Origin of the sequence: Paenibacillus sp. Mc5Re-14 (assembly GCF_001049835.1) — a bacterium.
Taxonomy (GTDB): Bacteria; Bacillota; Bacilli; order Paenibacillales; family Paenibacillaceae; genus Paenibacillus; species Paenibacillus polymyxa_C.
The window spans coordinates 3,064,358-3,086,713 of record NZ_CVPD01000001.1; the positions used below are offsets into that span (position 1 = coordinate 3,064,358).

The following is a 22,356-nucleotide window of genomic DNA, read 5'->3' on the forward strand; positions in this document are numbered from 1 at the left end:
CCAGCAGAGTAACTTTTTAAATTTCTCTTCATTATTCACATATGTATGCGAGCTGAATTTAAACATGACCCTTTTCATAGAATGGCGTTATGGGAAGCGTTTTGTCGAATCATGAGGAAAATTGTAAAAAATCTCCGAAATGTTGATCTCCTTTTTTACTTGGCGTTAACATATGTGTTATACTGAAGAGGCAAAGGAGGCGTGCCTTATGAACTTAACAGTACGAGGTCAACAGATCGAGGTTACCGACGCTTTGAAGGACTACGTTGAAAAGAAATTCAGCAGACTTGAAAAGTATTTCGATGCACCCCCGACGTCTGATGGAAGTGTAACGTTAAGCACAACCAGAGATTTGCACACTGTAGAAGTAACCATTCCTTTGCCGGGGCTTGTACTCCGTGCCGAAGACGAAAGCGATGACATGTATGCATCCATTGATGCCGTGGTAGACAAGCTAGAACGGCAAATTCGCAAGCACAAGACCAAATTAAACCGAAAATTCCGGCAGGAAGGCAGTTTAAAAACCCTTTTTGTGGAAGATCCGGCTGGTGGTGTGGCTGTTGCTGAAGATGAGGATGCAGAATTGAATGAGCTGGAAGTCGTCCGCACCAAGCGTTTCTTATTGAAACCTATGGATGTGGAAGAAGCTATTCTGCAAATGAACATGATTGGACATAATTTCTTCGTATTTGCTAACATTGATAATGAAGAAGTTAACGTAGTTTACAAACGCAATGATGGTAAATACGGTCTGATCGAACGGGAATAGCCTGTAAAGCAAGAACTTATTGCATTTTAAAATGAATAGAACTTTTTGATTGAAGCATGCTTCATGGATATCAGGAAAATGATAATAACACGAGCCTTATCCTTGCGAACCTGGCGGGATAGGGCTCTTTTATATGTTTATTGTAAACATGAATGGAAATTTAAACTTAGATCGATGTAACCAATTGTGTATTTCGTGCGTCAATTGTTTTGGTATCTTTAACCGGATGCAAATCTGCAGGCTGCTTGTGTTGCGGCATGTCCTACAAACTGTTACAATTTATGCAAAGAACATCGCACGATGGGCTGGTATAGCCGGGCCTGTCAAACATATCGGGAATCAATTTCATCATGGACCCTTTCTTATTGTGAAATTGATTCTATTAATTGTTTTGCGCGAAAGGGGTAAACCATGCTAGGAATTGTCAAAAAAATTTTTGGGGATACAAATGAACGTGACGTCAAACGTTTAATGAAGACGGTTGAACTGATCAATAAAATAGAGCCTGATTTTGAGAAGCTCTCGGATGAGGAACTGAAAGCCAAGACGGCGGAGTTTAGAGAGCGGATTGAACAAGGTGCTACGGCTGAAGAAGTGCTGCCGGAAGCTTTTGCAACGGTTCGTGAAGCGTCCAAGCGGGTGCTGGGCAAACGTCACTATGACGTACAGATGCTCGGCGGTATTGCGTTGCACGAAGGAAAAATCGCAGAAATGAAAACCGGTGAAGGTAAAACACTGGTGGGAACACTGCCGGTTTATTTGAACGCTCTGTTGGGCAAAGGTGTGCACGTGGTTACAGTCAATGACTATTTGGCACAACGTGACAGTGGAGAAATGGGACAAATTTACAATTTCTTGGGAATGACCGTAGGTCTGAACCTGGCCAATATGGATCATGCTGCCAAACAGGAAGCTTATGCATGTGATATTACGTATGGTACAAACAATGAGTTCGGCTTTGATTATCTGCGCGATAATATGGTGCTTTACAAAGAACAGATGGTACAGCGTCCGTTGTACTTCTGTATCATTGATGAAGTGGATTCCATTCTCGTCGATGAAGCTCGTACACCATTGATCATTTCAGGACAAGCTCAAAAATCGACCGAGCTGTATTTTGCGGCTGATCGTTTTGTAAAGAGTCTGAATGTTGAAGAAGATTACACGCTGGATATTAAGGTGAAGTCAGTTGCTTTGACCGAAAACGGCGTATCCAAGGCTGAAAATTTCTTTGGTCTTGAAAACCTGTATGATCAGGAAAGTGTTACAATCAATCACCACATCGTACAAGCCTTGAAAGCTAACGCTATTATGCGTTTGGATGTGGACTATGTCGTGGCTGATGGTGAGGTCCTGATTGTCGATGAGTTTACAGGTCGTCTGATGGCTGGACGTCGTTACAGTGATGGTTTGCACCAAGCTATTGAAGCGAAGGAAAACATCATTGTACAAAACGAAAGCATGACACTGGCGACAATTACATTCCAAAACTATTTCCGTATGTACCGCAAATTGGCGGGGATGACGGGTACAGCGAAAACAGAAGAAGAAGAATTCAAAAAAATCTACGGTCTGGAAGTGCTCCAAATTCCGACGAATAAGCCTAACCAGCGTGTAGATATGCCTGACGTAGTGTACAAGAGCGTGAAAGGTAAATTCCATGCTGTGGTAGACGAAATCCTGGAGCGTAACAAAAAGAACCAACCGATATTGGTAGGTACGGTTTCTATTGAAAACTCCGAGCTTCTTTCTGAAATGTTGAAACGCAAAGGCGTTCGTCATAAAGTGCTTAACGCCAAGTATCATGCCGAAGAAGCTGAGATTATTTCTCGTGCAGGTGAAGCTGGCGCGGTTACCATCGCTACTAACATGGCTGGACGTGGTACTGACATCGTACTGGGCGAAGGCGTTGCAGAACTCGGTGGTTTGCACATCATCGGTACAGAACGTCATGAATCCCGTCGTATTGATAATCAGCTTCGCGGACGTGCAGGACGTCAGGGCGATCCAGGCTCCACGCAATTTTACTTATCGCTGGGCGATGAGTTAATGAAGCGTTTTGGTGCAGACAACGTACTGAATATGATGGAGCGCTTGGGCTTTGAGGAAGATCAACCTATCGAGAGCCGTATGATTTCACGTGCTATCGAATCAGCTCAAAAACGTGTCGAAGGGAATAACTTTGATCAGCGTAAAGTCGTTCTCCAATATGATGACGTGATGAATCAGCAGCGTGCTATTATTTACAAACAACGCCGTGAGGTACTGGAATCAGAGAACATCAAGGAAATTGTGTTCGACATGATCAAGCCTGTCATTGAGCGTGTAGTGGAAGCTCACTGTGGTGATGATATCCCTGAAAACTGGGAACTGGATGAAGTAGCAGAGTATGTGAACAACAATCTGCTTGAGGAAAACACACTTTCGCGCGACGATCTGTGGGGTAAGGAAAAAGAAGAGATGGTCGATATGATCTTCGAGAAAGTTACCAACAGATACCACAGTCGTGAAGAGATGATCGGCGAAGAAATGGTACGTGAGTTCGAGAAGGTTATCGTACTACGTGCAGTTGACAGCAAATGGATGGATCATATTGATGCTATGGATCAATTGCGTCAAGGTATTCACTTGCGTGCTTATGGCGGTACTGATCCATTGCGTGAATACCAATTTGAAGGTTTCGAAATGTTCCATGCTATGATCGCCAGCATCCAAGAGGAAGTTGCGACATACATCATGAAAGCACAAATCGAATCCAACCAAGAGCGTCAGGCTGTCGTTGATGAAGATAAAATCTCTACAAGTGGCGAACCTGCGGCTCCTAAAAAGAAATCCGCTCCTTCGCGTCCGCGTAGAAAATAAGGATTGAAATTAAGGGATAGCTCTTGATATACACTATCCCCTGCAATGCATATAATGGCAGGCGGCAGTTCAACCACTGACCGTCGGCCATTTTGTGCCATCAGGGGACGACACTGATGTATTCAATATATCTCTTCTGTGAGATGGTCAGGTTGAATATGGCGATGACTGTGCTCTCCTAGTACTTTTAAAACAATTATGACAAGCAAGCAGGTCCCTGCTTGCTTGTCAGTCAATTCCGCAGTTGATCTGGCTCACATACCAGAGCCTGTTATTTAAAAGCAGTTTGACTTTACGGCGGTTGGGAGCGAAGCGGAGGATTTGAATCTGGAGAAGCGCCAGCGTTCGCCTTTGCAGTGAGATGCCAACCTTTGAATGTGTTATTTTAATCAGGGAATCTCGCTGCAACAGCGATCGTAAGATCAAATCATTCGCGCAGCGCCTACCCACCAGCCGTAACTCACAACGCTTTTATTCCCCCTAACCCTATATTAAAAGGAGAATGACATCATGATTGATCCAAGTGTAAAACATGATTTACGAGAAATAGGCAAGAAACTAACAAACCTTAGGGGGTCTCTTTGACTTAGATCTCAAACAGGAAATGATCGCGAACTTTGAGGAAAAGATGGCAGCGCCTGATTTTTGGGATGATAACGAAAAGGCCCAAGGCGTAATTGCTGAAATGAATGCTGTGAAGTCTTCTGTGGACAGCTATGAACAGTTGCGTCAGGAATATGAAGACGCAGGTATGATGGTTGAACTGGCTGAAGAGGAAGGCGATGAAGCGCTGGTTGGAGAAGTTGAAAACAGTATCAAATCCCTGCTGAGCAAGCTGGAGGAATTTGAGCTGCAATTGCTTTTAAATCAGCCCTATGACAAGCTTAATGCTATTCTGGAGCTGCACCCGGGGGCAGGCGGTACCGAGTCCCAGGACTGGGGTCAAATGCTGCTGCGTATGTATACGCGCTGGGGAGAAAAACGAGGTTTCAAGGTGGAGACCCTGGATTATCTGGCAGGGGATGAAGCGGGAATTAAGAGCGTAACCCTGTTGATCAAAGGCTACAATGCCTACGGTTATCTCAAGGCGGAGAAAGGCGTACATCGGCTTGTTCGCATTTCTCCATTTGATTCCTCTGGTCGTCGTCATACATCGTTCGTGTCTTGTGATGTGGTACCGGAAATTGCGGATGATGTGGATATTGAAATCCGCACGGAAGATCTTAAAATTGATACGTACCGGGCCAGCGGTGCAGGTGGTCAGCATATTAATACGACTGACTCAGCTGTTCGGATTACGCATTTGCCTACTGGTATTGTCGTGACTTGTCAAAATGAACGTTCCCAGATCAAAAACCGTGAACGTGCGATGACTATGCTTCGTTCCAAGCTCTACGAGCGCAAGATTGAAGAACAACAGCAGCAATTGGACGAAATCCGTGGTGAACAGTCCGACATTGCATGGGGCAGCCAAATTCGCTCCTACGTGTTCCATCCATACAGCATGGTTAAGGATCATCGTACCAGTGTGGAAACTGGCAATGTAGGGGCTGTTATGGATGGCGATCTCGATCCGTTCATCGATGGTTACCTGCGCAGCCAAATTAAGCTGGACGCAGAATAATTGCCTGTACGTTTTCCTACAGAACCGCAGTCCATGTGCCTGCGGCCTGTAGGAATTTTTGTGTGACGGTATTTTTTATTAAAGGAGAACATGAATGATGTCTCAATTGAATCCTCCCGCTTACCGCCGAAGAAGGCGTAAGCCTCTGATTGCCGCCAGTGGACCAGCGCGTAACGTGACCGATGTCCTGCTGATTATACTCGGCTCCTTTATTACAGCGCTGACCTTTAACATGTTCTTGCTGCCCAACCGGATTGCATCCGGGGGTGTATCTGGCTTGTCTATCTTGGGTGAGGACCTGTTTGGCCTGGAACCGGCCTATACGCAGTGGGGAATGAATATTCCGTTATTTATAGCAGGAGTACTGCTGTTAGGAAAAAAGTATGGCTTGCGTTCCCTGCTGGGAAGCATCATGCTGCCACTATTCGTTTATGTGACGAAGGATTGGGCAGTACCGACAACAAATCCGTTGCTGGCTTCGCTGTATGGTGGAATCGGAGTAGGATTGGGTTTGGGCACTGTGTTTCGGGGCAGAGGCTCAACGGGTGGACTGGCTATTTTGGCGCAGATTATTCAAAAGTATACCGGTTTTAGTCTTTCTCTTTGTGTCATGCTCATGGATGGCACGGTAATCACGCTAGCTGGTTTCGCCCTATCGCCGGAGCGGGCCCTGTATGCATTGATTGGCTTGTTTGTAACCGGCAAAGTCATTGATGCTGTAGAAATGGGGCTGGGCTACTCCAAAGTAGCTTATATCATATCCAATCAAAAAGAAAAAATTACGCAAACGATTTTACAGGATTTGGATCGGGGTTTGACAGAGCTTGCAGGACGGGGGGGTTACACGAACGAAGAACGTCCTGTACTTATGGTTGTAGTCGGGCAAAACGAGGTAACCCGCCTCAAAACGCTCGTCCGCTTGGTAGACCCGGAAGCTTTTGTGATTATTAGTAACACACGTGAAGTATTGGGTGAAGGGTTCAAAAGGGAAGGCTAACTTAATGTGACCTTCTGAACGCTTGCTCTTAACTGAATCAATGTAGAAGAGCTCACTGATGTAGTGGGCTCTTCTCTTTTCAGAACCGCTTTATCAATTCCTTTTTAGTAATAGATCAAGCCAATTTGCCGGTTGTCCTTGATTAAAATATGAGGTTGGTACTCCTTTTACCCCGGTTTTGACCATAAATAAACCACCTGCAAGTGGTTGGCTGGTATTATCGTCATCTTGAGCAGTTGTGATATACAACTCATCCAGATGTTCACCACCAAAAGCGCACGAAGTCACACGATTGACTGGAAGTAACACCTCAGCAATCACTTCTCCCTGAACAGGATGGATACGAGATACACGTTTACCGCCCCAACGCGCGATCCACAACATGCCCTCTGCATCGATGGTCATGCCATCGGGATATCCTTCACTTTCATCCAATCTAGCTACCAATTGCTTATTCCTAATAGTACCTTGTGTCACATCGTAATCGAAGGAGACCACTTCTAAGGTCGGAGTATCAATATAATACATGGTACGGTGATCTGAGCTCCAAGCTAAGCCATTAGATGTGGAAGCTTTATCAACCAGTAAGGAGACATTTCCTTTTGTACTCAGACTATACAATGCTCCTTGCGAACGTTCGCCATTTAGACTCATTGTTCCAGCCAAAAACCGTCCTGCAGGATCGCATTTACCATCATTAAATCGATTTCCTGGCCGACCTTCCTCAGGATCGTGGATCAATACTTTGGTCCCTGTCTCTATATCCAAACAGTATAGACCGCTGATCATTGCTACGATTACTTTATTTTTAAGATAAGGTACAACTGCACTAATATGTTCGCCTACATCTATAGTACGATCTGTGCCTATAGATGGATCGTAGATGTGCAATTGAAAGCCTTCAATATCGACCCAAAATAAACGTTGAGACTGGTGATCCCAACTAGGACCCTCGCCTAATTTGGCTTTAGCATCCATCACTATATTCGCTGTATAGGTTTCGATGTGTAACACTCCTAACGTATAGGTTTATTTTCGAACATACTCACTCTTTTTACCCTATTCAATGTTCAACGAATACATAAGTGCAGCAAATAGATAATCCAGATGAATACCAATATACAAGATAATATAAAAAAGGAACGATCTTTTTCTTTATGCAAAATAGCAGACTGGATTCACAAGGGGGTCTGTCTTTTTTGGTTTCCTCAGTTATAGCCTGTACAGCTTGTCGGTCAAAAGAATGGGCAAGAATGCATATTTTAAATTTTGAAGAATAACATGACATGAGGTGTTGTATTTATATGAATAGAGTCGTATAATAATACATATTTCATAGGGACGGAATGGAGGAAGGTCTGTGAGCAGTAAGCTAAAAGTGGCAATTGTCGGTTCCACTGGATATGGTGGGGTGGAGCTGATTCGATTTTTGGTTCATCATCCGCAGGTGGAGATTGTATCTGTTATTTCTTCGTCCAGCGCGGGTGTTCCGATTAGTGATGGGTTTCCACATCTAACGGATATTGTGATGCAGGATTTGGACGGTGTCGATATCCATGAAATTGCTGCCAAGGCTGATCTGGTTTTCACAGCTACGCCATCAGGCGTTAGTACCCAGTTAGTGCCACAGCTTCTGGATGCCGGACTGAAGGTGATTGACCTTTCCGGGGACTTTAGGCTCCGAAGCGGGGAAGTGTATGAAGCTTGGTATAAAAAGCCTGCGGCTTCACCTGAGTATCTCAAGCAAGCAGTATACGGACTCAGCGAGGTGTATGCAGAAAAGCTTGCTGGAGTTTCTTTCATTTCGAATCCAGGCTGCTATCCAACGGCAACACTATTAGGAATTATTCCTGCCTTGGAGGCGGGGTGGATCGACCATCGGTCACTGATTGTGGATGCCAAATCCGGGGTATCTGGCTCCGGTCGGGGAACAAGTCTTGTTTCGCATTATGCGGAGATGAATGAAAACTTTAAGGCTTATAAGGTCAATAAGCACCAGCATATCCCAGAGATCGAGCAGGTACTGGGTGATGTTGCGGGCGAGGATGTTACGATTACGTTTACGACACAGCTTGTGCCTATGACGCGAGGAATTATGAGTACAATCTATGTCACGTTGAAAGGTGATCATACGGATCAGGATCTTATCGGGTTATACCGGGATTATTATAAAGGTCATCCTTTTGTCCGTGTACGTGGCGAAGGTATATGGCCGGCAACGAAAGAAGTATTTGGTTCAAACTACTGCGACATCGGTTTTGCAGCAGATGCTCGTACCGGGCGTCTTACCATTATTTCTGTCATTGATAATGTTGTGAAGGGTGCCGCCGGACAGGCGATTCAGAATTTAAATTTGATGATGGGATGGGAGGAGAACCTCGGACTGGGCTTCATACCGGTATATCCGTAAGTAGCACGTAAACGCAACAGGCTGCGGGGACGACAGCGAGCAGGTTGGAGAACGCAAGCGTCCAGCTGTCATGACTCCTATATGTTGCGAACGAGGGCACATATTATGGGCAAAGTAGGCTTTACAGTAGTACATGAGGGCAACATCGTAACTCCGCGTGGCTTTACAGCTGGGGGATTGCACTGTGGATTAAAAAATACGAATCGCAACGATATCGGCGCGATTCGCTGTGAGGTAGAGGCGACAGCTGCTGCGGTGTATACCACCAATGTGTTTCAGGCTGCGCCGCTGAAGGTGACTCGCGAGAGCCTGACAGACGGTCGATTGCAGGCGATAGTAGTGAACAGCGGGAACGCTAATGCCTGTACGGGACAGCAAGGGGAGCAGGATGCTTACGCTATGCGTTCGGCCGCTGCTCATCAGCTGGGTGTGGCGGAGAGCGATGTAGCCGTTGCCTCGACTGGTGTAATTGGCGAGCATCTGAAAATGGATCGTGTGCTTGGCGGTATATCGTCACTACCTGAGCGGATGAGCGAGGCAAGCGATGGGGCGGAGCAATTTAGCCAAGCCATTCTGACAACGGATTTGGTTAAAAAGGAAGCGTGCGTGTCAGTTGAAGTGGATGGTGTGACTGTGCACATCGCCGGGGCGGCAAAGGGATCGGGTATGATTCATCCGAATATGGCAACCATGCTCGCTTTCATAACTTGTGATGCAGCCATTGGACAGACGGCCCTTCATCAACTATTAAAGCAGGCCACGGATACCAGCTTTAATATGATTACGGTCGATGGGGATACCAGTACGAATGATATGCTAATCGCTATGGCAAGCGGACTTGCAGGCAACAGCGAGTTGAACGTAGAGCATCCCGATTGGGAGGCTTTTGCCGAGGCATTCACTTATATCTGCCGTGAGCTGGCGAAGGCGATTGCCCGTGATGGAGAAGGTGCTACGAAGCTGGTAGAGGTGTCTGTAAGCGGAGCGATAAGCGATGCATCTGCCCAGGCGATAGCCAAGACTGTGATCGGGTCCAGTCTGGTGAAGTCAGCCGTTTTTGGCGCAGACGCCAACTGGGGACGGATTATTGCAGCCGTCGGACGTGCCGGAGAACCGGTGAATCCGGATACGGTAGACATTCGCCTGGGGGATATTATCGTGCTAAGCCAATCAAGTCCAGTAGCTTTTGATGAAGCCGAGGCGCTTTCCTATTTACGTGGAGATACGGTGCAAATTATCGTTGATTTGCATCATGGGAACGGGACCGCTACAGCATGGGGCTGTGACCTAACCTATGATTATGTGCGGATTAATGCGGCTTATCGGACATAGATACCCGATTTAATTACGGATGGATATTTAATAGTTAATAGAAGAAGCGAGCGAATATAGCTTCGGCATCATTTGAAAATCGCACAAAATTGTGCAGAGGAGAAAAGGAGAGATGATATGCAATCGGCAGTGGGACACGCGGATCAAGCGAAACATGCGGGAGTGGCACGTCGTAATTTTGTGATGAAATGCGGAGGAAGTACGCTGGCTGCGTTGCCTGATTCCTTTTTTGACGACTTGGCCCGTCTGCAGTCGGAAGGCCTTCAACCAGTCATTGTACATGGCGGTGGGCCTGCGATCTCTGACAATTTGGCGAAGCTGGGAATCGAAACGGAGTTCATTCATGGATTGCGTAAAACGACTGAACCCGTGCTGGATGTCGTGGAAATGGTGCTGGCAGGCAGCATTAACAAGCAGATTGTTCGCAGAATAGGGATGCACGGAGGGCGAGCGCTGGGTTTGTCAGGCAGTGATGGCTATTTAATTGAAGCAAAGCCTGTGACGAATGCCGCAGAGGTCGGCTGGGTTGGAGAGGTAACACATGTTCAAGCTTCGATTATTACCGGTGTGCTGGATATGGACTATATGCCAGTTATTGCGCCTATTGGCATTGATCGATCCGGTCAGCGTTACAACATTAATGCCGATACAGCGGCGGGCGCGGTGGCTTCTCATCTCGGCGTCAGTCGAATGATTGTTGTGACGGATGTACCCGGTATATTGAAAAAGAATGGTGTAGAAAAGAAGGTGCTGGAGTCAATTACCATACAGGAAATTGAAGATATGATCAGTACGGGTGAAATCTACGGTGGTATGATTCCGAAAGTGAGAGCGGCTATAGCCTGCATTCACGGTAAAGTGAAGGAAGTTGTCATTGTGGACGGCAGCGAACCGCAGGTACTCAGCCGTGTGCTGGGCGGAGAATCAATTGGAACACGCATTGTGCGTATGCAGTAATTGCGATATATGCTCAACCTATATAACCAAACGATAAAGGGGCGTGAACGATATGAGTAAGGAACCGAATACGCTGGTGAGCGAGGAAATGCCAAGTACGAATGGAAGCGGAGCGCAAGCGGCAAAAGTGCAGGCAGATAGCTCTCTTTTTCCAAACTACGCAAGATATCCGCTTACACTGGTGAAAGGACAAGGAAGCTGGCTGTGGGATGATCAGGGCAAACGTTATCTGGATTTCATGTCAGGTATTGCCGTTACCAATCTAGGCCATGCGCCTCAAGCTGTAGCGGAGCGTTTGAAAAAACAGATCGATGAACTGTGGCATGTATCCAATCTGTTTCATATTCCCGGGCAGGAACGGGCCGCTGCCTTGCTGACAGCCAATAGCAGCGCAGATGCCGTGTTCTTCTGCAACAGCGGAGCTGAAGCGAACGAAGCTGCCATTAAGCTGGCGCGTCGTTACCACCAGAAGGTGAAGCAGACCGGTCGCTATGAAATCATTACGTTCACGCAATCCTTTCACGGACGGACGCTGGCAACCTTGACTGCTACGGGTCAGGACAAAGTGAAAGAAGGTTTTTTACCGCTTCCCGCCGGATTCAAAAGCGTTCCGCTTCATGATCAGGCTGCGCTCGAAGCAGCTATCAATGAGAATACAGCGGCAATTATGCTGGAAATGGTGCAGGCCGAAGGTGGCATGTATCCGGTAGACCCTGCTTTCGTAGACGTGATTACCAAGCTGTGCCATGAGCATGGATTGCTGCTGATCATTGACGAGGTCCAAACAGGTATGGGGCGGACAGGTAAGCTGTTTGCCTTTGAGCATTATGGAATAGAACCGGATATTTTTACATTGGCGAAAGGATTGGGCAGTGGCTTTTCGGTCGGTGCAATGCTAGGCAAAGAATATTTGCGTGAAGCGTTCACAGCGGGCAGTCATGGTTCTACCTTCGGGGGTACACCGCTTGCTATGGCAGCAGTTCAAGCAACCATTGAAACGATTATTGATGACAAGCTGCCAGAACGTGCTGCTGAAATGGGAGATTATCTCTTTCATAGTCTGCAAAAACAGCTTAAAGATATTCCTTTTGTCCAGGATATCCGCGGAAAAGGTCTGATGGTCGGGATTGAGTGTGCGGAGCCGGTAGCTGAGCTTGTTTTGGCAGGACAAAAGAAGGGCATTCTGTTCATTACAGCAGGACCGAACGTGATTCGCCTGTTGCCTAACCTGTATGTAACGAAAGACGAAATAGATCAGGCTGTAACATGGATTGCTGAATTGATTCGGGAGCACGTAGCTTAGTGTAGAGCCAGAGGCATCCGAGATTAGAGTGTAAAAGGAGAGGATCGCATGAGTCAGGGCGGCGCATTGCAACAGGTGAATTTGAAAGGACGGGACTTTCTAGAACTGGACGACTACTCGCCAGAGGAAATCCAGTATTTAATTGATCTCGCCATTGAAATTAAGCGTAAACACAAAAACGGAGAAGCTTATCAGCCGCTGAAGGGGAAAACACTTGGACTGATTTTCGAAAAGTCTTCCACACGCACACGGGTATCCTTTGAAGTCGGAATGTATCAATTGGGTGGGCATGCCCTTTTCCTCAGCAAAAATGATATTCAACTGGGACGCGGTGAACCGATTAGCGACATGGCCCAAGTCATGTCACGTTATCTGGATGGCATTATGATTCGTACCTTCGGGCACGATAATGTCGTAGAGTTGGCCCGTTATGCATCCGTTCCGGTAATCAATGGCTTGAGCGATTTGGCGCATCCGTGTCAGGTACTGGCTGATTATCAAACCTTGTATGAGCAAAAGGGTAAGCTAAAAGGGCTCAAACTGGCTTATATCGGAGACGGCAACAATATGGCGCATTCTCTCTTAATTGGTGGAGCCAAGCTCGGAGTGCATGTCTCCATTGCAAGTCCGGCTAGATACGAGCCTGACCCGAGTGTGGTCGCGGTTTCCCGTGAGATTGCCAAACAGACAGGGAGTGAAATTGTGATCACGCAAAGTCCGCAGGAAGCAGTACAAGATGCCGATGCGATCTACACAGACGTGTGGGCAAGCATGGGCTTTGAGGAAGAGCAGAAGGAGCGTGAGCTTGCTTTTGCTGACTTCCAGGTGAATGAGGAGCTGGTTAAGCTCGCAAAGCCAGATTATTTATTTTTGCATTGTCTACCTGCGCATCGTGGCGAAGAAGTAAGTGCAGGAGTAATCGATGGTCCCAACTCGGTCATTTTTGATGAGGCGGAAAATCGTCTGCATGCACAAAAAGCGTTGCTAGTTGCTTTAATGGGATAAGGTTGATCGTTAAGAAGATAGAGGTATAAGCATTCGGGGAGGACTTCAACAATGGCAAAAGAAAAAATCGTACTCGCATATTCCGGCGGTCTGGATACGTCGGTCATTCTGAAATGGCTCAAGGAAACATATGATGCTGAAATTATTGCTTTCACCGCAGATATCGGACAAAAGGAAGAACTGGACGGTTTGGAGGAAAAAGCACTTGCTACAGGAGCCTCTAAAGTGTACATCGATGATCTGCGTGATGAATTCGCCAAGGATTTTATTTACCCGATGTTTCAGGCGGGTGCTTTATATGAAGGGCAATACTTGCTCGGAACGAGTATTGCACGTCCATTGATCGCTAAGCGGATGGTCGATATTGCGATTGCCGAGGGAGCAACAGCCATTGCTCACGGCGCAACAGGCAAGGGTAACGATCAGGTGCGCTTCGAGCTGAACGCGGCGGCGCTAACGCCGGACATCCAAGTCATTGCACCTTGGCGGCTGGAAGAGTTCCGCAATCAGTTCCCGGGTCGGGCAGAAATGATTGCCTATGCGGAAAAACACGGTATTCCGGTAACGGCTTCTGCAGCCAAGCCGTACTCCATGGACCGCAACCTGCTGCATATCAGTTATGAAAGCGGCGTGCTGGAGGACCCTTGGTTTGATCCGAGCGCTCCTGAAAATAAAGAAATGTTCTTGCTCAGCAACGCGCCTGAGGACGCGCCTGATGAAGCAGAATACTTGGAGCTGGAATTTAAAGCAGGCAACTGCGTTGCTTTGAACGGTGAACAGTTAACTCCGCTGCAAGTGATGGAAAAACTGAATGAACTGGGCGGCAAGCACGGGATCGGACGTGTAGATATGGTGGAGAACCGTTTTGTGGGTATGAAGAGCCGCGGAGTCTATGAGACGCCAGGCGGTACAATCCTGTTCACTGCTCATCGCAAAATGGAATCGATCACAATGGATCGCGAGGTTATGAATCTGCGTGATAGCCTGATTACCCGTTATGCTACCTTGGTGTACAATGGATTCTGGTTCGCGCCGGAACGTGTCGCTTTACAGGCTCTGGTTCATGAGAGCCAGAAAAATGTCAGTGGTACGGTGCGCGTGAAGCTGTATAAGGGCAACATTATTGGTGCAGGCGTTAAAAGTCCGGTTAGCTTGTACAACCCAGACATTGCAACCATGGAAGCTGATCCGACACAAGCCTACGATCAAGGCGATGCTACAGGCTTTATCCGCTTGAATGCTTTGCGTTTGAAGGTCAACGCGGGCGTAACACAAAATCATAAATAAGATGTAATCTAAAAAAATGTACGGAATGCGGGCCGTTCTTGTCCAAACGACGAGGGCGGCTTGTTATTGCAGAGAGGGGATCATGCAATGAGTAAGCTATGGGGCGGACGGTTTACAAAGCAAACGAACAAGCTGGTAGAGGAGTATACGGCTTCTATTGGGTTTGATCAGGCGTTGGCGGAAGAAGATATTCAAGGCAGTTTGGCTCATGTGGCCATGCTGGGCAAATGCGGTATTATTCCGCAGGAGGATGCGGACACGATCAAGGGAGGACTGCACACCGTTCTGGAGCGTATCCGCCGTGGGGAAATTGAATTTTCCGTTTCGGATGAGGATATTCACATGAATATCGAAAAAAACCTGATCGAAGTCATTGGTCCGGTCGGCGGTAAGCTGCACACTGGACGCAGTCGTAACGATCAGGTAGCAACGGATATGCACTTATATTTGCGCGGACGTGTCGTATCACTGGTGGGTATGCTGCATGATGTACAAGTTGCATTAATTGGGCAGGCCAAGGACAATCTGGACACAATTGTACCTGGATACACACACTTGCAGCGTGCGCAGCCTATTTTGTTCGCGCATCATTTGCTGGCGTATGTGTCTATGCTGGAGCGTGATATTGACCGACTCAAGGACAGCTACAAACGCATCAATGTGTTGCCGCTGGGCGCTGGCGCTCTGGCTGGAACCACTTTCCCGATCGATCGTCATTTTGTAGCAGAGCAATTAGGCTTTGACGGAGTCTATGAAAATAGCCTGGACGCTGTCAGTGATCGGGACTTTATCGTGGAGTTTTTGGCCGGGGCCTCGCTGATTATGACGCATTTGTCCCGTCTGAGCGAAGAACTGGTGCTATGGAGCAGCACAGAGTTTGGTTTTGTCGAGTTGGATGATGCTTTCTGCACAGGCAGCAGCATTATGCCACAGAAGAAAAACCCGGACGTACCGGAGCTAGTACGTGGCAAAACCGGGCGTGTCTATGGAAACCTCGTTGGTCTGCTGACCGTACTGAAGTCCTTGCCGCTGGCATACAACAAGGACATGCAGGAGGACAAGGAAGGGATGTTCGATACGGTTGCTACGCTGGAGGGAGCCTTGCAATTGTTCGCTCCAATGATCGCCACGATGAAGGTGAACAAGGATCGGATGCGTCAAGCGGTCAACCAGGATTTCTCCAACGCAACGGATATTGCGGACTTCCTGGTCGGCAAGGGGCTTCCGTTCCGTCAGGCCCATGAGGTTATCGGCAAAACGGTGCTGTATTGCATCCAGCAGGGCAAATATCTGCTTGATTTGAAACTGGATGAATTCCAGCAGTTTTCGGATCTGTTCGACGAGCGCATTTATGAGGTGCTTCAACCAGAAGCGGTAGTCAATGCTCGGAATGTGTATGGCGGAACCGCCACCGGTCAGGTGCAGGCAGCCATTGGACGCAGTGAACAGCTTCTAGTGAACACGTCAACATGGTATGAAAATCATAAGCCAAAAAAATAATCCATACAGAAAGAATTATTCTCTTGCACAGCAACGGGATGCTGTGTAAAATCAGATTTTAAGAATATTTGCCATCTATGTTTTCAAAGGCACCGTTCGCGGTGTCTTTTGTGTTTTCTGAGGTATTTGAATGATTTATGATCAGAATAATCATGAACTACATAGATTTATTAGAAGAATATCGTTCAAGATGTTTAATATCTAGTTCTATATACCTATCTATACATTAGTGTGAAAGTTTCTAGAATTTACATTTTTGTATACTACACCTACTAGGATTATGGTAGAATAGCACTAAGTTTTTCATTGAATTACCAATTCGATAGAACAAGAAGCATATGCGATAAATCATTTTCAAGTTTTTATTGGTTTTTTTGACCAGGGAAATTGCATAAATGTGTAAATGAAGGGCTTGAATGAGAAAGCAGGTGTGTCCTGGTTTTGGAAGAAAGCCAGTAAAAATATTGAAGTAGCGACATAGCAAAAGTCAGAGTCGGGACGATCCAGGGAGGTATTATGAGAACTAAACGAACGACGCGTCAGCTAAAGAGCGCTTGGATCGGTTATCGCGCTTCTGACGCCGATGGATTGGTATCCTCATTGCATGAGGAGCGAATCCAGGCAGAGAGGTTGCTACGTGAGGAGTGGGAGCTTTTCCATGCGGCGCTGGAGCGGAAAAAGCAGTGGGATACCGAGTTAAAGCAGCTGCTTGCAGATGCGCTTGCGGAAGAGCGGCGCTGGATTGAAAGGGCGGGAATTCATGGGTGACAAGCTTAGGTGGCAGGTTGGAGGAGTTTCAATTCGCCAAACCAAGAGAAGAATAAAAGAAGAGCGTCAGCGAATCGAACAACTGCAACAACAGCTAGAGGCTCAGCGTGCAGAGCAGGCCCCGATACTGTACAAGCTTGATTTTCATATCGAAGAGTTGGAACGGCGACTTCGGGATACAGAACTTCGTATTCAGGCTATACAGAATGCCAATGATACAGCAGCAGCTGTGGAACAATTGCTGGATGAAGGAATACAGGATGGACAGGTGCAGGAGGCGCAAGTCCAGTATGCATCTGGGCAGGAACAGGCAGCGGCAGGAGCAGCCATGGGTCTTGCTTCCAGTATCCCTGGTGCAGAAGGCGGAGAGGCGGCAGCAGGAACGCAGACCGGACGAAACGGCAAGGCCCGTCTGGGAGATCAGCTGGTGGAGAACGGGATGATTACCCGGGATCAGCTGACAGATGCTATCCGCAACCAGAAGCGTTACGGTGGTAGACTGGGCGATATTCTTGTAGAGATGGGTTTCATTACAGCTGAGCAGCTACAAGAGCAAATTGACGGTGATGAATCCAAGGAGAGACTGGGCGACATGCTGGTTCGTTCCGGCTATATTACACCAGAGCAGCTAGAGCGAGCGCTCGAGTTCCAGGCGAAGAGCGGCGGGCTGCTCGGCGACATCTTGCTATCATTGCAAATGCTGGAGCCTGCGGATTTGTACCGCGCGATTGCTACCCAGAACCGAATCGGGCGTATTGGTGAGGAGCTGGCGCTGGATGCGGCGTACAAGCTACCCGAGCAAGTGGCAATGGCTTATGGCGTGGTCGTCATCCATCAATATATGAACCGCTATATTGTAGCGGTCAGTGATCCATTACCAGAAGAGCGACGCTTGAAGCTGGAGGAAATTCTGGGTATGCCGGTAGAGCAAGTGCTTGCAACAAAGGAAGAGATGGAGCAGCTCTGGGGTAAAATCTACGGCGAGGAAATGATGCAGGAAAGCACAACCGGGTTGTTGGAAAAGGAACCGCACAATTCGGCGCGGACCACCTTTACCAAGGGCCAGCTCTGGGTGTTTGCAGCTATGGGAATGATTACGCTGCTCGGCCTCCTCTGGAACAGCTGGAAGACGGTGTTGATCATTAATATGATGATCCAGCTGTTTTATTTTGCTATGACGCTATTCAAATTTGGTATTATCTATCTCGGTTCCAGGCGTGGGGCTCAGCTTCGCTTTACGAAGGAAGAAGTAGACGCCATGGATGAAAAAAGACTGCCGATCTATACGATTCTTGTACCGATGTATAAGGAAGCGGGCGTGCTTCCGATGTTGTTGCGGAATTTGGAGCAGCTGGATTATCCAAAGTCCAAGCTGGATGTACGGCTGCTGATTGAAGAGGACGACATTGAGACGATTGAGCTGCTGCGTGAAATGAAGCTGCCTGCCTATTACACGACACTGGTCGTGCCTGATGGCTTGCCAAAAACCAAGCCGAAGGCATGTAATTATGGACTTATTCGCGCCCGCGGCGAGTTTGTCGTCATTTACGATGCTGAGGATCGTCCCGATGCTGACCAACTTAAAAAAGTCATTGCAGCGTTTGATTCACTCCCTGAGAATTATGCGTGTATTCAAGCGAAGCTCAATTATTTTAACAGTACACAAAATTTGCTGACCCGCTGGTTCACACAAGAATACAGTATGTGGTTCGAATTGCTGCTGCCAGGAATTATGCAGTTAGATACCCCTATTCCGTTGGGCGGTACGTCCAATCATTTTCGGGTATCTGTATTGAAAGATATTAATGCGTGGGACCCCTATAATGTAACCGAGGATGCCGATCTGGGCATTCGTCTGTATAAAGGTGGTTACAAAACGGCCATTGTTGATTCCCGCACATGGGAGGAAGCGAACAGCCGCGTGGGCAACTGGATTCGTCAGCGTTCACGTTGGATCAAGGGATATATGCAGACATGGCTGGTTCATATGCGCAATCCGGTTAAGCTAGTGCGCGAAGTGGGCTGGAAAGGCTTTTTCGGTTTTCAGGTAATGATTCTGGCGACTCCGATGTTGCCGTTGCTGAACCCGATTTTTTGGGGCTTGCTTATTTTATGGTTTGGCTGGGAGTTGTCCTTTATTCCCAAGCTGTTCCCGGGTTATGTGTACTACCTAGCCAGCGCGGAATTTTATATCGGTAACTTTCTGTTCGTATTCAGTAATGTGGCTGGCATGTATTGGGTCATCGGTGAGCTGGAAGAGCGCGGTGAACGAACATTTTCATACGCGATGGTCAAATATGGGCTACTCTCGCCGTTATATTGGGTACTTATGAGTATAGCTGCGATAAAAGCAGCTTGGCAGCTTATAACCAAGCCGTTCTATTGGGAGAAAACGACGCATGGTCTGACCGATATGCATGACTTGGATGATGCCCCGGCACAGTCCTCCTGAATATGAAGAAAGAAGGAGCAAGAATGGAGACAAAAAACCCTTTTTTATCCGTCGTCATTCCTATGTACAATGAAGGCTCACACCTCGAACGTTCTCTTAAGGTGATTGATGGGGTGCTGTCTGTTGTCACCTCACGTTATGAGCTCATTATTGTAGATGATGGTTCCAAAGATGATACATGGCTCAAGTTGTCCGAATTGTCCCGTCGTATGCCCTCTTTGCTCGCACTCCGGCTGAGTCGGAATTTTGGTAAGGAGCTGGCGTTGTGCGCAGGTTTGGAAAACGCCTCGGGTGATGCGATCATTGTCATGGACGGTGATTTGCAGCATCCTCCTGAAATGATCGGGGAAATGGTGCGTTTGTGGCAGAACGAAGGTTATGATTTAGTTGAATGTGTGAAAGAATTTCGGGGAGAAGAGTCTGTAGGCAAAAAGCTCGGAGCTTCTTTGTTCTACGCGACTTTGAATCGTTTGACGGGCTTTAATCTCAAGGATGCCTCCGATTATAAGCTGCTGGATCGACGAGTGGTGGATGCCTGGATGGCGATGCCAGAGCGTATGCCGTTTTTTCGCGGGATGACCGCCTGGCTCGGTTTTCGTAAAACCCAGATTACATTCCGAGTGGCTCCACGAGAAGAGGGTCCAAGCCGCTGGAGTCCGTTAGGGCTGTTTCGATTGGCCGCGGAAGCGATCGTTTCGTTCTCGACGGTACCTTTGCGGGTAGTGAGTTTAATGGGTCTCATTTTCATGCTGATTTCGGTCGTGTTGGGGATTCAAACCTTAATGCACAAAATAACGGGTGACGCTGTGACCGGGTTTACCACTGTCATTTTACTGCTTTTGATTATCGGCAGTGTACTCATGCTGTCGATTGGAGTGGTAGGAGAATATATTGCCGCCATATATCACGAAGTCAAAGCCAGACCCCGTTATCTAATTGCAGACAAACGGGCGAATGCTGACCGATTGTGGGTGGATAGGGAGTTTAATCAACATGATCAGACGTTCGTATCTAAAGTATCCAATCATTAAATACGGTATTGTCGGACTGCTGGGTACAGGCATTCACGTCGGTGTGCTTGTGCTGCTAGTGGAGTTGTTTGCGATACCTGCAGTAACGGCTACTACCATAGGTTTTATCGTTACGCTGCTCGTTTCGTATGTGCTGAATCGTAACTGGACGTTCGAGCCTACCGGCGAAGGGAGCCGCACTCAGTTTCTTAAATATTTATTGGTCTGTACCTGCGGCTTGCTCCTGAATGCCGCTCTGATGTACGTAACCATTCACTGGATTGGTTGGTCATATCTGATCGGTGAAGTCTTAACTACCATCATCGTGCCAGTTCATAATTATATCTGGAACCGCTATTGGATCTTCTCCGTTCCGCAACAGCGTCAGAAAGAGGTTTCATGATCGTAAGGAAACATGGAAAGTTGTTGTCATTGTTTGCTTGTATTGCTGCTCTAGAATTAGCCGTGGGTGTTTATTTTGCATGGCATCTTGGCTATATGCATACCGATGCGCTCAGTCGAGTAGCTAATGCATTTTATGTACTCTATAGTCGTGACCCGCATTTGGGTGCTATTGGGTTTGTGTGGAATCCGCTACCGAGTTTGATGGAACTCATTGTGCTGTTGTTCTATCCTTTATTTCCCGCACTCGCTTCCCATGGGCTGGCAGCAGTGATTGTGAGCAGCCTGTTTGCTGGGGCGAGTGCAGCATTATTGTACGGGACGGGAAAAGAACTAGGGCTTCACGGTGCAACCAGTTTGCTGATTGCGCTGTTATTTTCACTGAATCCGTTTATGTTTCTGTTTGGCTTCAACGGCTTAAGTGACTCGCCATATATCTTTTTTATACTGCTGACAGTGAGTCGATTCTGTATGTGGCTTAAGGATCGCAAGGCGGCGAATTTGATCGTATCCGGTTTTGCGCTTGCATTGGCATTTTGGGTTCGCTACGAAGCAGTTCCCCTGGGGGTTGCGCTGGCTTTGGGCGTATTACTGACGATTTTTTCTCTGCATCGGTGGCGTACAAACAGAGAGAGCGTTAGAACGCAATTGTCTTTAAAAGAGCGCCTGTACAAGGTAGAAGCGACATGGCTTCTATTGTTGCTGCCGCTTGTCTTTTCCGGTTTGCTGTGGCTCTTTTTTAACTGGATTATCATGGGCGACCCGCTTTACTTTTTACGTTCGCAGTATTCCAATTCCACACAATCAGCGGCTTTGCTGGAGGATCAGCGCTTTGTGGAAATGTTTGCTCATCCTGTGCTGATGCTAAAGTTTGTCGGGCAACGAACCTTATGGTATGCGGCTCCGTTAATTGCCATTTTGCTTATACGCCTATTGGACAAACGTCTGTGGAGTTGGAGCACGTTAACGCTGCTGGCTATCTTTTTATCGGTACCCGGGCTTCAGCTTTTACTTATGCTTAAGCATTCTTCGTTTGGCTGGTTCCGATATTTTATGTATGTATTCCCAATTACGGTTGCTTGGCTGCCGTATGAGCTTAGTCTGTTGAAGGGGAAAATGCGGGGGATCGGAATCTCACTGGTAACGGCAGGGATGTTGGTAACAGTAAGCTTGTTATCCTACGCACTGACGAACCCCGCAATTGCGGCGGATGAGCATAGCTATCTGACGCATAGTGGCAATGAAAGCTATACTCGGCAAATTGTTGAACGGAAAATAGGGTCATGGCTGGATGAACATTATGGTTCATCTCTCATTTTGACTGATTCTTATACGGCCTATCCGATCATTTTGAGCAGTAAAATTCCGAAGAAGTTTATGATAACGAGTGATTATGATTTTGGAAAATCTTTAACGGATCTGCCCGCCTCCAAGGTGGATTATGTTTTGGTTACGCGCTTGGTAGAAGGGGTACCGCTGGATCAGGTGAACCGGAACTATCCTGATTTGTTTGAAAAGGGGGCGCCATGGGCCTCGTTGGTGCATGACTTTGACGGGGAGTGGCGATTGTACAAGATAAAGCATGAAGACTGCAATGATTTTATTGTATTTTAGTGCATCGTAGCGGAGGAAAGGATACAGCTGTCGGGCGTAATTTCCCTGCAGCTGCACCGCCGCA

17 protein-coding genes are annotated in these 22,356 nt (G+C 47.3%); 16 read left to right on the forward strand and 1 reads right to left on the reverse strand.

What is annotated here, in order from left to right:
* The first annotated feature begins 208 nt into the window (after positions 1–208).
* From raiA to BN1546_RS13965, 4 genes are all read left to right on the forward strand, one after another.
* Positions 209–769: a ribosome hibernation-promoting factor, HPF/YfiA family gene (gene raiA, locus BN1546_RS13945; protein ID WP_090737990.1), complete on the forward strand. Its 561-nt coding sequence runs from the start codon at positions 209–211 to the stop codon at positions 767–769.
* Positions 770–1,180: 411 nt separating this feature from the next.
* A complete protein-coding gene (gene secA, locus BN1546_RS13955; RefSeq protein ID WP_013373368.1) occupies positions 1,181–3,631 on the forward strand; it encodes a preprotein translocase subunit SecA in 2,451 nt (816 codons plus the stop codon).
* A gap of 510 nt (positions 3,632–4,141) precedes the next feature.
* Positions 4,142–5,255 (forward strand): peptide chain release factor 2 gene (gene prfB, locus BN1546_RS13960; RefSeq protein ID WP_129550094.1). Its coding sequence is split into 2 segments (ribosomal slippage): positions 4,142–4,213 and positions 4,215–5,255, totalling 1,113 coding nucleotides; the frame shifts between segments, so codons are not numbered across the junction.
* Positions 5,256–5,352: 97 nt separating this feature from the next.
* On the forward strand, positions 5,353–6,252 hold the full coding sequence (locus BN1546_RS13965; protein ID WP_090737992.1) for a YitT family protein: 900 nt from the start codon (positions 5,353–5,355) through the stop codon (positions 6,250–6,252).
* A 93-nt stretch (positions 6,253–6,345) separates the two neighbouring features.
* Here the strand turns inward: BN1546_RS13965 and BN1546_RS13970 are convergent, their stop codons facing one another.
* Positions 6,346–7,230 (reverse strand): SMP-30/gluconolactonase/LRE family protein, encoded by an 885-nt coding sequence (locus BN1546_RS13970; protein ID WP_176702334.1) that lies wholly within the window; start codon positions 7,228–7,230, stop codon positions 6,346–6,348.
* 382 nt (positions 7,231–7,612) lie between these two features.
* Between BN1546_RS13970 and argC the strand changes: the two genes are divergently transcribed.
* The 12 genes from argC (at position 7,613) to BN1546_RS14030 (ending at position 22,292) form a co-directional block, all read left to right on the forward strand.
* Positions 7,613–8,662, forward strand: coding sequence for an N-acetyl-gamma-glutamyl-phosphate reductase (gene argC / locus BN1546_RS13975; protein WP_016324796.1), 1,050 nt, complete (start codon positions 7,613–7,615; stop codon positions 8,660–8,662).
* A 105-nt stretch (positions 8,663–8,767) separates the two neighbouring features.
* Complete coding sequence (argJ, locus tag BN1546_RS13980; RefSeq protein ID WP_040102744.1) at positions 8,768–9,994, forward strand: bifunctional glutamate N-acetyltransferase/amino-acid acetyltransferase ArgJ; 1,227 nt, start codon at positions 8,768–8,770, stop codon at positions 9,992–9,994.
* A 117-nt stretch (positions 9,995–10,111) separates the two neighbouring features.
* The gene (argB, locus tag BN1546_RS13985) at positions 10,112–10,951 is read left to right on the forward strand and encodes an acetylglutamate kinase (RefSeq protein WP_013373361.1); all 840 of its coding nucleotides are present in this window, start codon (positions 10,112–10,114) and stop codon (positions 10,949–10,951) included.
* A 52-nt stretch (positions 10,952–11,003) separates the two neighbouring features.
* Positions 11,004–12,254 carry an acetylornithine transaminase gene (locus BN1546_RS13990; protein ID WP_090737996.1) on the forward strand — a complete coding sequence of 417 codons (1,251 nt, stop codon included), beginning with the start codon at positions 11,004–11,006 and terminating at the stop codon, positions 12,252–12,254.
* A gap of 48 nt (positions 12,255–12,302) precedes the next feature.
* Positions 12,303–13,259, forward strand: a complete 957-nt coding sequence (gene argF / locus BN1546_RS13995; protein ID WP_058830185.1) for an ornithine carbamoyltransferase — start codon at positions 12,303–12,305, stop codon at positions 13,257–13,259.
* A 51-nt stretch (positions 13,260–13,310) separates the two neighbouring features.
* Positions 13,311–14,546, forward strand: a complete 1,236-nt coding sequence (locus tag BN1546_RS14000; protein WP_013373358.1) for an argininosuccinate synthase — start codon at positions 13,311–13,313, stop codon at positions 14,544–14,546.
* Positions 14,547–14,633: 87 nt separating this feature from the next.
* A complete protein-coding gene (gene argH / locus BN1546_RS14005) occupies positions 14,634–16,046 on the forward strand; it encodes an argininosuccinate lyase (RefSeq protein WP_058710910.1) in 1,413 nt (470 codons plus the stop codon).
* Between the two features lie 516 nt (positions 16,047–16,562).
* A complete protein-coding gene (locus tag BN1546_RS14010) occupies positions 16,563–16,814 on the forward strand; it encodes a hypothetical protein (protein ID WP_090737998.1) in 252 nt (83 codons plus the stop codon).
* The gene (locus BN1546_RS14015) at positions 16,807–19,266 is read left to right on the forward strand and encodes a glycosyltransferase family 2 protein (RefSeq protein WP_013373355.1); all 2,460 of its coding nucleotides are present in this window, start codon (positions 16,807–16,809) and stop codon (positions 19,264–19,266) included. The genes BN1546_RS14010 and BN1546_RS14015 overlap by 8 nt, the downstream gene beginning before the upstream one ends.
* Before the next feature lie 23 nt (positions 19,267–19,289).
* Positions 19,290–20,297: a glycosyltransferase family 2 protein gene (locus BN1546_RS14020; RefSeq protein ID WP_017427078.1), complete on the forward strand. Its 1,008-nt coding sequence runs from the start codon at positions 19,290–19,292 to the stop codon at positions 20,295–20,297.
* Positions 20,260–20,679, forward strand: a complete 420-nt coding sequence (locus tag BN1546_RS14025; protein WP_013373353.1) for a GtrA family protein — start codon at positions 20,260–20,262, stop codon at positions 20,677–20,679. Before BN1546_RS14020 ends, BN1546_RS14025 begins: the two co-directional genes overlap by 38 nt.
* On the forward strand, positions 20,676–22,292 hold the full coding sequence (locus BN1546_RS14030) for an ArnT family glycosyltransferase (RefSeq protein ID WP_090738000.1): 1,617 nt from the start codon (positions 20,676–20,678) through the stop codon (positions 22,290–22,292). The genes BN1546_RS14025 and BN1546_RS14030 overlap by 4 nt, the downstream gene beginning before the upstream one ends.
* Positions 22,293–22,356: the final 64 nt, after the last annotated feature.

Bases quoted from the DNA above. Each gene is read 5' to 3' on its own strand.
- BN1546_RS14000 (WP_013373358.1), top strand. From the start codon at position 13,311: ATGGCAAAAGAAAAAATCGTACTCGCATATTCCGGCGGTCTGGATACG.
- BN1546_RS14015 (WP_013373355.1), top strand. From the start codon at position 16,807: ATGGGTGACAAGCTTAGGTGGCAGGTTGGAGGAGTTTCAATTCGCCAA.
- argB (WP_013373361.1), top strand. From the start codon at position 10,112: ATGCAATCGGCAGTGGGACACGCGGATCAAGCGAAACATGCGGGAGTG.
- BN1546_RS14010 (WP_090737998.1), top strand. From the start codon at position 16,563: ATGAGAACTAAACGAACGACGCGTCAGCTAAAGAGCGCTTGGATCGGT.
- raiA (WP_090737990.1), top strand. From the start codon at position 209: ATGAACTTAACAGTACGAGGTCAACAGATCGAGGTTACCGACGCTTTG.
- BN1546_RS13990 (WP_090737996.1), top strand. From the start codon at position 11,004: ATGAGTAAGGAACCGAATACGCTGGTGAGCGAGGAAATGCCAAGTACG.
- secA (WP_013373368.1), top strand. From the start codon at position 1,181: ATGCTAGGAATTGTCAAAAAAATTTTTGGGGATACAAATGAACGTGAC.
- BN1546_RS14020 (WP_017427078.1), top strand. From the start codon at position 19,290: ATGGAGACAAAAAACCCTTTTTTATCCGTCGTCATTCCTATGTACAAT.
- argH (WP_058710910.1), top strand. From the start codon at position 14,634: ATGAGTAAGCTATGGGGCGGACGGTTTACAAAGCAAACGAACAAGCTG.
- BN1546_RS14025 (WP_013373353.1), top strand. From the start codon at position 20,260: ATGATCAGACGTTCGTATCTAAAGTATCCAATCATTAAATACGGTATT.
- BN1546_RS14030 (WP_090738000.1), top strand. From the start codon at position 20,676: ATGATCGTAAGGAAACATGGAAAGTTGTTGTCATTGTTTGCTTGTATT.
- BN1546_RS13970 (WP_176702334.1), bottom strand. From the start codon at position 7,230: ATGGATGCTAAAGCCAAATTAGGCGAGGGTCCTAGTTGGGATCACCAG.
- argF (WP_058830185.1), top strand. From the start codon at position 12,303: ATGAGTCAGGGCGGCGCATTGCAACAGGTGAATTTGAAAGGACGGGAC.
- BN1546_RS13965 (WP_090737992.1), top strand. From the start codon at position 5,353: ATGTCTCAATTGAATCCTCCCGCTTACCGCCGAAGAAGGCGTAAGCCT.
- argJ (WP_040102744.1), top strand. From the start codon at position 8,768: ATGGGCAAAGTAGGCTTTACAGTAGTACATGAGGGCAACATCGTAACT.